Source organism: Spiroplasma endosymbiont of Clivina fossor (assembly GCF_964031115.1).
Taxonomy (GTDB): domain Bacteria; phylum Bacillota_I; class Bacilli_A; order Mycoplasmatales; family Nriv7; genus Nriv7.
In genome coordinates this window covers 741,143-755,518 of the sequence record NZ_OZ035006.1, presented here as the reverse complement: position 1 = coordinate 755,518, position 14,376 = coordinate 741,143, and the positions used below count along the sequence as shown (strand labels likewise).

The 14,376-nt window shown below is 25.0% G+C and carries 15 protein-coding genes and 1 pseudogene; 9 read left to right on the top strand and 7 right to left on the bottom strand.

Annotation, left to right across the window (positions count from 1 at the left end):
* Positions 1-69: 69 nt before the first annotated feature.
* Positions 70-342, top strand: a pseudogene (locus AAHM82_RS04585) (transposase); the annotation flags it as partial.
* Positions 343-481: 139 nt separating this feature from the next.
* Here AAHM82_RS04585 and AAHM82_RS04580 read toward each other — a convergent pair.
* The gene (locus AAHM82_RS04580; protein WP_342264661.1) at positions 482-1,444 is read right to left on the bottom strand and encodes an IS1/IS1595 family N-terminal zinc-binding domain-containing protein; all 963 of its coding nucleotides are present in this window, start codon (positions 1,442-1,444) and stop codon (positions 482-484) included.
* Between the two features lie 123 nt (positions 1,445-1,567).
* Between AAHM82_RS04580 and AAHM82_RS13385 the strand changes: the two genes are divergently transcribed.
* The 3 genes from AAHM82_RS13385 to coaE all read left to right on the top strand — a co-directional run bounded on the left by AAHM82_RS13385 (position 1,568) and on the right by coaE (position 3,276).
* Positions 1,568-2,008 (top strand): transposase family protein, encoded by a 441-nt coding sequence (locus AAHM82_RS13385; protein ID WP_342263396.1) that lies wholly within the window; start codon positions 1,568-1,570, stop codon positions 2,006-2,008.
* Positions 2,005-2,397 (top strand): transposase family protein, encoded by a 393-nt coding sequence (locus AAHM82_RS13380; protein ID WP_342264845.1) that lies wholly within the window; start codon positions 2,005-2,007, stop codon positions 2,395-2,397. Before AAHM82_RS13385 ends, AAHM82_RS13380 begins: the two co-directional genes overlap by 4 nt.
* Before the next feature lie 291 nt (positions 2,398-2,688).
* Positions 2,689-3,276: a dephospho-CoA kinase gene (coaE, locus tag AAHM82_RS04570; RefSeq protein ID WP_342264660.1), complete on the top strand. Its 588-nt coding sequence runs from the start codon at positions 2,689-2,691 to the stop codon at positions 3,274-3,276.
* A 2-nt stretch (positions 3,277-3,278) separates the two neighbouring features.
* Here coaE and uvrB read toward each other — a convergent pair whose 3' ends face one another.
* Both uvrB and secA read right to left on the bottom strand, forming a co-directional pair.
* Positions 3,279-5,243 carry an excinuclease ABC subunit UvrB gene (gene uvrB / locus AAHM82_RS04565; protein WP_342264659.1) on the bottom strand — a complete coding sequence of 655 codons (1,965 nt, stop codon included), beginning with the start codon at positions 5,241-5,243 and terminating at the stop codon, positions 3,279-3,281.
* An 11-nt stretch (positions 5,244-5,254) separates the two neighbouring features.
* Positions 5,255-7,657, bottom strand: a complete 2,403-nt coding sequence (gene secA / locus AAHM82_RS04560; protein ID WP_342264658.1) for a preprotein translocase subunit SecA — start codon at positions 7,655-7,657, stop codon at positions 5,255-5,257.
* A 480-nt stretch (positions 7,658-8,137) separates the two neighbouring features.
* Here secA and AAHM82_RS04555 point away from each other — a divergent pair, with 480 nt between their 5' ends.
* A complete protein-coding gene (locus AAHM82_RS04555) occupies positions 8,138-8,923 on the top strand; it encodes an IS1/IS1595 family N-terminal zinc-binding domain-containing protein (RefSeq protein WP_342264657.1) in 786 nt (261 codons plus the stop codon).
* 152 nt (positions 8,924-9,075) lie between these two features.
* Here AAHM82_RS04555 and AAHM82_RS13375 read toward each other — a convergent pair whose 3' ends face one another.
* On the bottom strand, positions 9,076-9,468 hold the full coding sequence (locus tag AAHM82_RS13375; protein ID WP_342264845.1) for a transposase family protein: 393 nt from the start codon (positions 9,466-9,468) through the stop codon (positions 9,076-9,078).
* Positions 9,465-9,905: a transposase family protein gene (locus AAHM82_RS13370; protein WP_342263396.1), complete on the bottom strand. Its 441-nt coding sequence runs from the start codon at positions 9,903-9,905 to the stop codon at positions 9,465-9,467. Before AAHM82_RS13370 ends, AAHM82_RS13375 begins: the two co-directional genes overlap by 4 nt.
* A gap of 459 nt (positions 9,906-10,364) precedes the next feature.
* On the opposite strand from AAHM82_RS13370, the gene AAHM82_RS04545 reads away from it, so the two are divergent.
* The 3 genes from AAHM82_RS04545 to AAHM82_RS13360 all read left to right on the top strand — a co-directional run bounded on the left by AAHM82_RS04545 (position 10,365) and on the right by AAHM82_RS13360 (position 11,588).
* Entirely contained in the window at positions 10,365-10,676 is a 312-nt protein-coding gene (locus AAHM82_RS04545; protein ID WP_342264656.1) for a hypothetical protein, read from the top strand.
* An 82-nt stretch (positions 10,677-10,758) separates the two neighbouring features.
* A complete protein-coding gene (locus AAHM82_RS13365) occupies positions 10,759-11,199 on the top strand; it encodes a transposase family protein (protein WP_342263396.1) in 441 nt (146 codons plus the stop codon).
* Positions 11,196-11,588 (top strand): transposase family protein, encoded by a 393-nt coding sequence (locus tag AAHM82_RS13360; protein WP_342264845.1) that lies wholly within the window; start codon positions 11,196-11,198, stop codon positions 11,586-11,588. Before AAHM82_RS13365 ends, AAHM82_RS13360 begins: the two co-directional genes overlap by 4 nt.
* Before the next feature lie 144 nt (positions 11,589-11,732).
* Here the strand turns inward: AAHM82_RS13360 and AAHM82_RS04535 are convergent, their stop codons facing one another.
* A complete protein-coding gene (locus tag AAHM82_RS04535) occupies positions 11,733-12,713 on the bottom strand; it encodes an IS1/IS1595 family N-terminal zinc-binding domain-containing protein (RefSeq protein WP_342264655.1) in 981 nt (326 codons plus the stop codon).
* Between the two features lie 180 nt (positions 12,714-12,893).
* On the opposite strand from AAHM82_RS04535, the gene AAHM82_RS04530 reads away from it, so the two are divergent.
* A complete protein-coding gene (locus AAHM82_RS04530) occupies positions 12,894-13,550 on the top strand; it encodes a transposase (protein ID WP_342264654.1) in 657 nt (218 codons plus the stop codon).
* A 176-nt stretch (positions 13,551-13,726) separates the two neighbouring features.
* Here the strand turns inward: AAHM82_RS04530 and AAHM82_RS04525 are convergent, their stop codons facing one another.
* Positions 13,727-14,155, bottom strand: a complete 429-nt coding sequence (locus AAHM82_RS04525) for a hypothetical protein (protein ID WP_342264653.1) — start codon at positions 14,153-14,155, stop codon at positions 13,727-13,729.
* Positions 14,156-14,376 lie beyond the last annotated feature (221 nt).

Genomic DNA, 14,376 nt, shown 5'->3' with positions numbered 1-14,376 from the left:
CATAAAAGCCTTTTAAAATTATCAAGTTGATGATTTTTTTTATTTTATCAAGAGTTTTCGACAAAATTAAAAAATAACTGAAATAATTTAATAATTTTTCTTGAATATCCTCAAGAATTTAGAAGGATTATTTACACAACTAATGCGATTGAATCTGTTAATAGTCAACTAAGAAAAGTTATTAAGAATAAAAAGATTTTTCCTAATGACGCATCAGTTTTTAAAATATTTTATTTAGCATTTCAAAATATGGTTAAGAAATGAACGATGCCAATTCAAAATTGGGGTAGTGCAATTTCACATTTAATGATAAAATCTGAGGACAGAGTGAATTTAAGTTAATTACTTAGAGACACAGTTAATTGTACAGTCCCAATTTTATTTTAATTTTGTCGAAAACTCTTGATAAAATAAAAAAAATCATCAACTTGATAATTTTAAAAGGCTTTTATGTAAAATTACTATTTTTACTTTAACTTTTTTATACATTAAAATATAATACCGCTGTTTGTTGGTTTGGAGTTAAGCCCTTATGTTGGTATTTTCATTTTCAGAGATTTAAATAATTTTGAATATTAGTAAAACCTAAACCATGATAATGAATTAAGGCTTCTTTAAGACTAGATTGTAATTTACTGATTTTATTATTTAAGTTACGATAACTAGCTTCAGGATTAATTGTTGTTTTAGTTACACATAAAGTAGAATTTGTTTGTTTTGCTACTAAAAAATATAATTTTTGCATATCAGAAGTAATAATTGAATTTTCGTTAATTAATTCTTTGTTCATATTTTCAATAACTCATTGTTTTTGTAAACGTTTGGTGTTTGTGGATTTAACATAAATATTGTTATTATTATTAATTGCCATTTGAATACAGCATTTAGTATTAGTTGCGAATGGGTCAAGGTGAATTCTTCGTGGATCAGTTTTATATTTGAAATTTCCTTTATGGATTTCTTTAATAAATGTTTCATCGATTTGGATTTTACCAGATAATTTTTTAAATTTTAATTGGGTATTTTCTAATTGTTTTGATTTCATTAATTTTTGACGATTATATCAAGCAGTTTTTAATGTAGTTTTAATAAAACGAGAAATTGTTTTACTAGATTGCCCCAGCAATGAAATTTGAATCAATAAATTTCATTGTTCATAATTTAAATGACTTCAATAAATAAAATGATTACGAAAAGCGTCAAAACTTGCACGGCAATTTTTACATAAATATTTTTGTTTTCCTTCTGAATTATGTCCATTTTTAACGCAATGGTAAGATTCACATTTAGGACATTTAATACCTTGCGCTCTAAATTTTTGATCAATTTCATTTAACTGTTTTTGTTTTTTTATTAATTCTGCTTGTTGTTTGACTTTTTCATAAAATTCTAAAAATTGATCATCTGTTAAAGTATTTACTAGTTCTTGAATTATTTTTTCCATAATTATTATCCACCTCTATCATATTAAAAATATACCTAAAATTAAGTATATTCAATAGACTTCTTGCAAAATTAATTTAAAATATAATTGAATTGTTGTTTTTAATAAAAAGGTGGAATTTAAATGAAATTTAAAAAAAATAATCAAATAAGTGATAAAAATTTTTTAAGATTAACTGGTATTAAACATACTACTTTTAATAAAATGCTAGAAATTTTAAAAATAGAAGAATTAAAAAAGAGATTTCGTCGCGGAAGAACCAATAAATTATCATTAGAAAATCGTATTTTAATGACTTTAGAATATTGAAGAGAATATAGAACTTATTTTCATATTGCAAAAAGTTATGATATTAGTGAAAGTAGTTGTTATAGAAATATCAAATGAATTGAAGACACTTTAATAAAACACCCTAATTTTCAACAACTTACTGGTCAAAAATCACTATTAAAAGATTATTTCAAAGATAAGACTGTTATAATTGATGTAACTGAAAGCCAAATCCAACGCCCAAAAAAAGACAAAAACAGCACTACTCAGGAAAAAAGAAAAAACACACAATAAAAACACAAGTTATAATTGAAAAAGATAGTAAAAAAATTATTAGTTCTGATTTTTCTTATGGTAAAAACCATGACTTTAAAATTTTAAAAGATTCAAAAATTAAATTTTTACCAGAAACAACTGTTTTAGTGGATTTAGGTTATCAAGGCATACAAAAAATTAATCATAATGTTTTAATTCCTAAAAGAAAATCAAAGAAAAACCCTTTAAATAAAGAAGAAAAGCAAAATAATGAGCGAATTTCAAAAATGAGAATTGTTATTGAAAATGTTTTTGCTATACTTAAAAAATTTAAAATTATTAGTGAAAAATATCGAAATCGTAGAAAAAGATTTGCTTTAAGATTTAATTTAATAGCTTCAATTTATAATTTACAACTATTAGTTTAAATATATTTGATAATTTAAAATTTCAGTCTTTTTTTATTGTAAATAATAATTTTTATTATGTTTTAATGACAAAATATTTGTAAAAATAATCTAAAAATTATTTTAATAACACTTTTATATTTATTTTAAATTTAAAAATTATAATTATCATATTAATTTTGCAAGAAGTCTAATAAATATCAAGAGTTTTCGACAAAATTAAAACAAAATTAAAATAAAGTACTATTATATTTCCATAAAATCAATTATAATGTAAATTGTAAAGTTAAAAATTAAACTAAGGAGAACAAAATGCTAATTATTGCCATCACAGGAAAAATCGGTAGTGGAAAAAGTATTGTTAGTAACTACTTACAAAAAAAAGGTGCTTATTGTATTGATATGGACATTCTAAGTCAAGAAATAAGAACCCTTCCCAAAGTAATAAAAACCATCAAAAAACGCTTTGGAAGTGTTGCGTTTACTGATAATGAATTAGACACTAAAAAACTCCGAACAATCATTTTTAATGACCCCAAAGAACGCCTAAAACTTAATAACATTATGTGACCATTACTAAAAAAAAGTCTTCAACAACAAATTAAAAATCATAATGATAAAACCCTAATTATTGTTGAAGCCGCAGTCATCTTACAAGCCAAATGAAACAAACTCGTTAATAAAATTATTTTTGTTAATAGCGATTGAGAAACCCGTGTTAAACGAATTATTGAACGCGATAACCTCACTGTTGAAGAAATTATGAAGATTAGTCAACAACAAGATGATTACGAAACTTATAAAGATGTTATTGATTATCAAATCATCAATAATGACTCCACAAAAGAACTTTATCGTCAAATTGATGAAATCTTTGAAAAAGAACAATGAAATATTTAATTTTATTCGGTTTCCAATTCCAAAATTAAATCTCGTAACTGTGCTGCTCGTTCAAACTGTAAATCTTTTGCTACCACTAACATTTCCTTTCGCAAATCATTAATGATTTGCGTTTTTGTTGCGACATAATCTTTAGACTTTCTTTTATTAAAAATATTAAATTCTTGCAATAATTTATTAGCAAATAACGAATCATCAATCTTTTTCTTTATTGTTTGTGGAATAATATTATGTTCTTTATTATAAGCAATTTGCACATTTCTTCGGCGCAACGTTTCAGCCATCGCCTTTTGCATCGCATCTGAAATTGTATCAGCATACATAATAACATTACCATTAACATTTCTTGCTGCCCGACCAATAGTTTGAATTAATGACCGCGCATCGCGTAAAAATCCTTGCTTATTAGCCTCTAAAATACAAATTAACGACACCTCAGGAATATCTAATCCTTCGCGTAATAAATTAATTCCCACTACAGCATCATAAACCCCTTTTCTTAGTTCTAATAAAATCTTTGAACGATTCAGAGTTTTTAATTCACTATGTAAATATGCTACTTTAATATTTCGTTCCTGCAAATAACTAGTTAAATCTTCTGCTTGTCGAATTGTTAAAGTCGTAATTAATACTCTTTCACAATTTTCTTTTCGCATTAAAATATTTTCAATAATATCATCAATCTGATTCATCGTTGGTTTAACAACAATCGTTGGATCCACTAAACCTGTCGGGCGAATAATTTGTTCCGTCACTTGATAATTAACTTGATTTAATTCAAAATCACCCGGAGTTGCTGATGTATATATCACCGTTTTTAATTTATTCATAAATTCTGTAAAATTTAATGGCCGATTATCTAAGGCACTCGGTAAGCAAAACCCATAGTTAACTAATGTTTGTTTTCTACTCCGATCAGTATTAAACATTCCTCTAACTTGTGGTAAAGAAATATGTGATTCATCAATAATAGTTACAAAATCATCACCAAAATAATCAATTAAAGTATATGGTGGCACATCTTTATCTCTTAAATCTAAATGTCGGGAATAGTTTTCAATACCACTACAAATACCAAACTCTTGCAATGCTTCTAAATCATGATTAGTTCTTTGTTCAATCCTTTGATACTCTAATAATTGATTATTAGCCTTTAAAACTTCTAAATATTTTATTAATTCTGCTTCAATTCTAGTAATTGCCTTTGCTAATCTTTCTTTAGAAGTAATATAGTCCTGAGCCGGAAAAATTGTAAAAAATTGATATCTTTCAATTACTTTACCAGTTAAAACATCAATCTTAGCAATTTCATTAATATCATCATCAAATAAATCAATGCGTAAATAAAATTCATCCGTTCAACCCGGTGCTAACTTAATAACATCACCTTTTGCCGTAAACATTCCCGGGCGAATTTCTAAATCATTACGCGTATAACCAGAATTAACAAGAAAATATAATAATGCTTTTCTTTCAACTTTTTGACCATTACGAATTTCAAAAAAAGATTTTTTATATTCATTAGGATCTTGTGTACCATAAATCGCAGCAACTGATGCTACAACAATAACATCCTTTCTAGTAACTAAAGCATTCATCGCACTTAACCGCATCATTTCAATATCACTATTAGATTTTGCTGTCTTCTCAATATATGTATCCGTTTTTGGCATATATGCTTCTGGTTGATAAAAATCAAAGTTAGAAACAAAATATTCTACCCGATTTTCAGGAAACATTCCTTTTAATTCACCATATAATTGCATTGCCAAAGTTTTATTATGTGACAAAATTAAAGTTGGTTTATTAATTTTAGCAATAACATTAGCAATCGTATAAGTTTTTCCCGTACCCGTTGCTCCTAATAATACTTGAAATTGTTGATTTTCTTTTATTCCTTGAATTAAACTCGCAATTGCTTTTGGTTGATCACCTGCTGGCTTAAAATCAGCAACTAATTTAAACATAAAAATTTTTCCTAACCACCTTGCTTTGCCTTTGTCCTCTCAATAGCCTCCATTACCTGATCGGATATAATACCATCATCAATATCAGAACCAATTTCTAAACTACATAAACTAATAACTACTTGATGAGCAATATTAATTCGCATTCGATTAAATAATTGGGCTGATTCATCAATATATGCATGTAATGGATTTGACTGTCCATAACTTCGTAAATAAATTCCTGTTCTTAATTTACTAGAACCATCAATATGTTCTGTTCAATGATGATCAAAAGCTTGTAAAATAATTTGATTTTCAATTTTTCATAACATCGCTTCAGAAATATTTTCAATAGTTTTCTGATAGTGATTAAAAATTACCCGACCAATTGCTAAAACAGCATCATGCCGTGTCATTGATCGTAATTCTTTAGCATCTAATTCATGATTACTATTAATTAACTTTGTTTCTAAACTTTTTACTAAACTAACAAAATCAATCATAATTTCTTTATTAATCTCTTTTGTAAAAATATCCAATAAATCAGCACTAACAGTAAAAATCATTCTTTCAACTAATGGAGCATAAACCACCTTAGTTTGTAAAATTGCATCGCGTTGTTCATACATTACTTCTCTTTGCTGGGCTAAAATATTATCATAATCCAACAAATTCTTTCTAGTATCAAAGTTTAATCCTTCAACTTTTTTCTGAGCATTAGTAATACTTCGTGATAACAATTTTGATTGAATATGGTCATCACCTAAACGACTAAATAATCCTTGTAATTTTTTACTACCAAAACGAAGCATTAATTCATCTTCTACTGAAAGATAAAATCGGGAATAACCCGGATCTCCTTGACGCCCCGATCTACCTCGTAACTGATTATCAATTCTTCTCGCTTCATTTCGTTCCGTACCTAAAACAGCCAAACCACCTAAGGCAATAACACCATCACCTAATTTAATATCAGTACCTCTTCCTGCCATATTCGTAGCAATTGTAACGGCCCCAATTTGTCCCGCACTAGCAATAATTTCTGCTTCTTGAACATGATTTCGCGCATTTAAAACATTATGAGCGATTTTAGCTTCTTTTAAAATATTTGATACTTCCTCAGATGTTGTAATTGATGCTGTTCCAATTAATATTGGTTGCCCTTTGGTATGTCGTTCTTTAACTTCTTTAAGTAAAGCCTTATATTTAGAACTTTGTGATGCAAAAACTAAATCCGTATCATCTTTTCTCACAATCGGAAGATTAGTAGGAATTTCCATTACTCGCATATTATAAATCTTAATAAACTCTTCTTCTTCCGTTTTTGCAGTTCCTGTCATCCCACTCAATTTATTATATAAGCGAAAGAAATTTTGATAAGTAATTGTCGCCAGCGTTGTTGTTTCATGTTCAATAGTAACTGCTTCTTTAGCTTGTAATGCTTGTTGTAAACCATCACTATAAGCTCTTCCTGGCATTAACCGCCCCGTAAATTGATCAACTAAAATTATTTCATCATTTTGAGCAACATATTCAATCCCATTCGTAAAAACATGAACAGCTTTTAAAGCATTTAAAATATGATGAAATAATTCTGATTGCTCTAAACTAAACAAGTTTTTAACACCAAAATGTTTTTCTGCCTTTTTAACACCAGATATTGTTAAAGCCACCTGCTTAGTTTCTAAATCAATTTTAATATCTGCCTTTTTATCCAAACTTTTAGCAAACCGGTCAGCATTTTCATATAAGGGTTCACGACTTTTAGAACCACCAGAAATAATTAACGGTGTTCTTGATTCATCAATTAAAACTGAATCAGCTTCATCAACAATTGCAAAATTCAACCCGCGTTGAACTTTTTCACCATAAGTATGCACCATATTATCTCTTAAATAATCAAATCCTAATTCCGAGTTAGTAGTATATGTAACATCACACAAATAAGCTTTTCGCTTTTGATCATTACTTAAATCCCTTAAATTAACACCAACTGTTAACCCCAAAAATCCTAATACCGCTCCATTAATTTCAGCATCACGCTGTGCTAAATATTCATTAACAGTAACAATATGAACACCCTTACCAAGTAAAGCATTCAAATACATTGGCATAATCGCTGTTAAAGTTTTTCCTTCCCCAGTTCGCATTTCCGCAACATCACCATTATGTAAAACAATACCGCCTTCTAACTGAACAGTAAAAGCATGTAATCCCGAAACTCTTCTCGTTGCTTCACGCGCCACAGCAAAAGCTTCAATTAAAATATCATCTATAGTAGCACCAGCTTCCAAACGCTTTTTAAATTCATTAGTTTTATTTTTTAAACTATCAGCAGATAATTCTTGCATTTCTAAATCTAGATTTAAAATTTCTTGAACATCAGCTCTAATGCTTTTTAAAACACTTTTATATTTATTAAAAAACTTCATATATGTCGCTCCAGTTTCTCTAATTTCTCGCCTATAACATTATTAATTTTATCATACTTTAAAATACTAATAAATGGTCGCACGCGTTTAGTTTTTTTAGGTATTGCTTTGAAGAAGTAAAAACAATCAGCTAATTATATTATTTAATTACTAAACTAACCCTGCCTTTCTTGTTATTGTCATTTTTATTCGTTACCATTTTATCATATTATTGAATTTTTACACAATAAAAAAAACAGGTCGCGTTTAGTTTTTTTAGGTATTGCTTTGAAGAAGTAAAAACAATCAGCTAATTATATTATTTAATTACTAAACTAACCCTGCCTTTCTTGTTATTGTCATTTTTATTCTTTTTTATTTTATCATATTATTGAATTTTTACACAATAAAAAATTTTTAATTTTGTCGAAAACTCTTGATATTTATTGAATATACTTAATTTTAGGTATATTTTTAATATGATAGAGGTGGATAATAATTATGGAAAAAATAATTCAAGAACTAGTAAATACTTTAACAGATGATCAATTTTTAGAATTTTATGAAAAAGTCAAACAACAAGCAGAATTAATAAAAAAACAAAAACGTTTAAATGAAATTGATCAAAAATTTAGAGCGCAAGGTATTAAATGCCCTAAATGTGAATCTTACCATTGCGTTAAAAATGGACATAATTCAGAAGGAAAACAAAAATATTTATGTAAAAATTGCCGTGCAAGTTTTGACGCTTTTCGTAATCATTTTATTTATTGAAGTCATTTAAATTATGAACAATGAAATTTATTGATTCAAATTTCATTGCTGGGGCAATCTAGTAAAACAATTTCTCGTTTTATTAAAACTACATTAAAAACTGCTTGATATAATCGTCAAAAATTAATGAAATCAAAACAATTAGAAAATACCCAATTAAAATTTAAAAAATTATCTGGTAAAATCCAAATCGATGAAACATTTATTAAAGAAATTCATAAAGGAAATTTCAAATATAAAACTGATCCACGAAGAATTCACCTTGACCCATTCGCAACTAATACTAAATGCTGTATTCAAATGGCAATTGATAATAATAACAATATTTATGTTAAATCCACAAACACCAAACGTTTACAAAAACAATGAGTTATTGAAAATATGAACAAAGAATTAATTAACGAAAATTCAATTATTACTTCTGATATGCAAAAATTATATTTTTTAGTAGCAAAACAAACAAATTCTACTTTATGTGTAACTAAAACAACAATAGACTTCTTGCAAAATTAATATGATAATTATAATTTTTAAATTTAAAATAAATATAAAAGTGTTATTAAAATAATTTTTAGATTATTTTTACAAATATTTTGTCATTAAAACATAATAAAAATTATTATTTACAATAAAAAAAGACTGAAATTTTAAATTATCAAATATATTTAAACTAATAGTTGTAAATTATAAATTGAAGCTATTAAATTAAATCTTAAAGCAAATCTTTTTCTACGATTTCGATATTTTTCACTAATAATTTTAAATTTTTTAAGTATAGCAAAAACATTTTCAATAACAATTCTCATTTTTGAAATTCGCTCATTATTTTGCTTTTCTTCTTTATTTAAAGGGTTTTTCTTTGATTTTCTTTTAGGAATTAAAACATTATGATTAATTTTTTGTATGCCTTGATAACCTAAATCCACTAAAACAGTTGTTTCTGGTAAAAATTTAATTTTTGAATCTTTTAAAATTTTAAAGTCATGGTTTTTACCATAAGAAAAATCAGAACTAATAATTTTTTTACTATCTTTTTCAATTATAACTTGTGTTTTTATTGTGTGTTTTTTCTTTTTTCCTGAGTAGTGCTGTTTTTGTCTTTTTTTGGGCGTTGGATTTGGCTTTCAGTTACATCAATTATAACAGTCTTATCTTTGAAATAATCTTTTAATAGTGATTTTTGACCAGTAAGTTGTTGAAAATTAGGGTGTTTTATTAAAGTGTCTTCAATTCATTTGATATTTCTATAACAACTACTTTCACTAATATCATAACTTTTTGCAATATGAAAATAAGTTCTATATTCTCTTCAATATTCTAAAGTCATTAAAATACGATTTTCTAATGATAATTTATTGGTTCTTCCGCGACGAAATCTCTTTTTTAATTCTTCTATTTTTAAAATTTCTAGCATTTTATTAAAAGTAGTATGTTTAATACCAGTTAATCTTAAAAAATTTTTATCACTTATTTGATTATTTTTTTTAAATTTCATTTAAATTCCACCTTTTTATTAAAAACAACAATTCAATTATATTTTAAATTAATTTTGCAAGAAGTCTAATTAATCCTGAAGCTAGTTATCGTAACTTAAATAAAATCAGTAAATTACAATCTAGTCTTAAAGAAGCCTTAATTCATTATCATGGTTTAGGTTTTACTAATATTCAAAATTATTTAAATCTCTGAAAATGAAAATACCAACATAAGGGTTTAACTCCAAACCAACAAACAGCGATATTATATTTTAATGTATAAAAAAGTTAAAGTAAAAATAGTAATTTTACATAAAAGCCTTTTAAAATTATCAAGTTGATGATTTTTTTTATTTTATCAAGAGTTTTCGACAAAATTAAAATAAAAAATTATTTTAATTTTGTCGAAAACTCTTGATATTTATTGAATATACTTAATTTTAGGTATATTTTTAATATGATAGAGGTGGATAATAATTATGGAAAAAATAATTCAAAAACTAGTAAATACTTTAACAGATGATCAATTTTTAGAATTTTATGAAAAAGTCAAACAACAAGCAGAATTAATAAAAAAACAAAAACGGTTAAATGAAATTGATCAAAAATTTAGAGCGCAAGGTATTAAATGCCCTAAATGTGAATCTTACCATTGCGTTAAAAATGGACATAATTCAGAAGGAAAACAAAAATATTTTTTAATTTTGTCGAAAACTCTTGATAAAATAAAAAAAATCATCAACTTGATAATTTTAAAAGGCTTTTATGTAAAATTACTATTTTTACTTTAACTTTTTTTATACATTAGACTTCTTGCAAAATTAATTTAAAATATAATTGAATTGTTGTTTTTAATAAAAAGGTGGAATTTAAATGAAATTTAAAAAAAATAATCAAATAAGTGATAAAAATTTTTTAAGATTAACTGGTATTAAACATACTACTTTTAATAAAATGCTAGAAATTTTAAAAATAGAAGAATTAAAAAAGAGATTTCGTCGCGGAAGAACCAATAAATTATCATTAGAAAATCGTATTTTAATGACTTTAGAATATTGAAGAGAATATAGAACTTATTTTCATATTGCAAAAAGTTATGATATTAGTGAAAGTAGTTGTTATAGAAATATCAAATGAATTGAAGACACTTTAATAAAACACCCTAATTTTCAACAACTTACTGGTCAAAAATCACTATTAAAAGATTATTTCAAAGATAAGACTGTTATAATTGATGTAACTGAAAGCCAAATCCAACGCCCAAAAAAAGACAAAAACAGCACTACTCAGGAAAAAAGAAAAAACACACAATAAAAACACAAGTTATAATTGAAAAAGATAGTAAAAAAATTATTAGTTCTGATTTTTCTTATGGTAAAAACCATGACTTTAAAATTTTAAAAGATTCAAAAATTAAATTTTTACCAGAAACAACTGTTTTAGTGGATTTAGGTTATCAAGGCATACAAAAAATTAATCATAATGTTTTAATTCCTAAAAGAAAATCAAAGAAAAACCCTTTAAATAAAGAAGAAAAGCAAAATAATGAGCGAATTTCAAAAATGAGAATTGTTATTGAAAATGTTTTTGCTATACTTAAAAAATTTAAAATTATTAGTGAAAAATATCGAAATCGTAGAAAAAGATTTGCTTTAAGATTTAATTTAATAGCTTCAATTTATAATTTACAACTATTAGTTTAAATATATTTGATAATTTAAAATTTCAGTCTTTTTTTATTGTAAATAATAATTTTTATTATGTTTTAATGACAAAATATTTGTAAAAATAATCTAAAAATTATTTTAATAACACTTTTATATTTATTTTAAATTTAAAAATTATAATTATCATATTAATTTTGCAAGAAGTCTATTAAAATATAATACCGCTGTTTGTTGGTTTGGAGTTAAACCCTTATGTTGGTATTTTCATTTTCAGAAATTTAAATAATTTTGAATATTAGTAAAACCTAAACCATGATAATGAATTAAGGCTTCTTTAAGACTAGATTGTAATTTACTGATTTTATTTAAGTTACGATAACTAGCTTCAGGATTAATTGTTGTTTTAGTTACACATAAAGTAGAATTTGTTTGTTTTGCTACTAAAAAATATAATTTTTGCATATCAGAAGTAATAATTGAATTTTCGTTAATTAATTCTTTGTTCATATTTTCAATAACTCATTGTTTTTGTAAACCTTTGGTGTTTGTGGATTTAACATAAATATTGTTATTATTATCAATTGCCATTTGAATACAGCATTTAGTATTAGTTGCGAATGGGTCAAGGTGAATTCTTCGTGGATCAGTTTTATATTTGAAATTTCCTTTATGGATTTCTTTAATAAATGTTTCATCGATTTGGATTTTACCAGATAATTTTTTAAATTTTAATTGGGTATTTTCTAATTGTTTTGATTTCATTAATTTTTGACGATTATATCAAGCAGTTTTTAATGTAGTTTTAATAAAACGAGAAATTGTTTTACTAGATTGCCCCAGCAATGAAATTTGAATCAATAAATTTCATTGTTCATAATTTAAATGACTTCAATAAATAAAATGATTACGAAAAGCGTCAAAACTTGCACGGCAATTTTTACATAAATATTTTTGTTTTCCTTCTGAATTATGTCCATTTTTAACGCAATGGTAAGATTCACATTTAGGGCATTTAATACCTTGCGCTCTAAATTTTTGATCAATTTCATTTAACCGTTTTTGTTTTTTTATTAATTCTGCTTGTTGTTTGACTTTTTCATAAAATTCTAAAAATTGATCATCTGTTAAAGTATTTACTAGTTCTTGAATTATTTTTTCCATAATTATTATCCACCTCTATCATATTAAAAATATACCTAAAATTAAGTATATTCAATAAATATCAAGAGTTTTCGACAAAATTAAAAAAAATATTTATGTAAAAATTGCCGTGCAAGTTTTGACGCTTTTCGTAATCATTTTATTTATTGAAGTCATTTAAATTATGAACAATGAAATTTATTGATTCAAATTTCATTGCTGGGGCAATCTAGTAAAATAATTTCTCGTTTTATTAAAACTACATTAAAAACTGCTTGATATAATCGTCAAAAATTAATGAAATCAAAACAATTAGAAAATACCCAATTAAAATTTAAAAAATTATCTGGTAAAATCCAAATCGATGAAACATTTATTAAAGAAATTCATAAAGGAAATTTCAAATATAAAACTGATCCACGAAGAATTCACCTTGACCCATTCGCAACTAATACTAAATGCTGTATTCAAATGGCAATTGATAATAATAACAATATTTATGTTAAATCCACAAACACCAAAGGTTTACAAAAACAATGAGTTATTGAAAATATGAACAAAGAATTAATTAACGAAAATTCAATTATTACTTCTGATATGCAAAAATTATATTTTTTAGTAGCAAAACAAACAAATTCTACTTTATGTGTAACTAAAACAACAATTAATCCTGAAGCTAGTTATCGTAACTTAAATAAAATCAGTAAATTACAATCTAGTCTTAAAGAAGCCTTAATTCATTATCATGGTTTAGGTTTTACTAATATTCAAAATTATTTAAATCTCTGAAAATGAAAATACCAACATAAGGGTTTAACTCCAAACCAACAAACAGCGGTATTATATTTTAATGTATAAAAAAGTTAAAGTAAAAATAGTAATTTTACATAAAAGCCTTTTAAAATTATCAAGTTGATGATTTTTTTTATTTTATCAAGAGTTTTCGACAAAATTAAAAAAAATTATTAATTATTATTTAAATTTTAACTAATATTTTTACTTACTTAAATGTATTATATTTATTTGTTACAGCATTACCCTTTATAATTAATTCAACTATCATCATTTTTATTATTATATTTATTTCATAATGAATTTTTATATATTTCTTTTCTGATTTCTATTTCTGAATTAATATTTTCATTAATATGATGTAATACATTTAATTTGTTTAAATTTGCCATTCTTAAATGTAATAGGTTATTTAAATTCTTATGATTATATATTTTTGCCCCATAGCCTAATTGTTGTTTTACTAAATGTGATACATCACTTTCGATGCTACAGCCGATATTTCATTCTAAATTTTGATGATGAATACCTTGCTTATTATTACTGAAATAATTACTCGCCTTTCGTAAATTTGTTTTAATATCTTTATTTAATTCATTTTTAGCAACATTACGAATGTTTTTGATTAATTCTTGATGATTTCCATCCTTATATAATTTAATTCAACTCAATGGACGCGTAAAGTTTTGTTAGGTGAAAAAATATTTGATTAATTTTGAAAGAAAAGTAACTAGTTTTTTAAACACTTATATATCGCAGATTTAAGTGTTTAACAAGCTTTGTTATTAAATTTTGTTTTTTAATTAGATAAAGATTTTAATAATTTTAAACTTAGCATACCCCTATTCATAGAAATTTCTACACTTTAATGTCCGCATCCTACCCTTGGAAC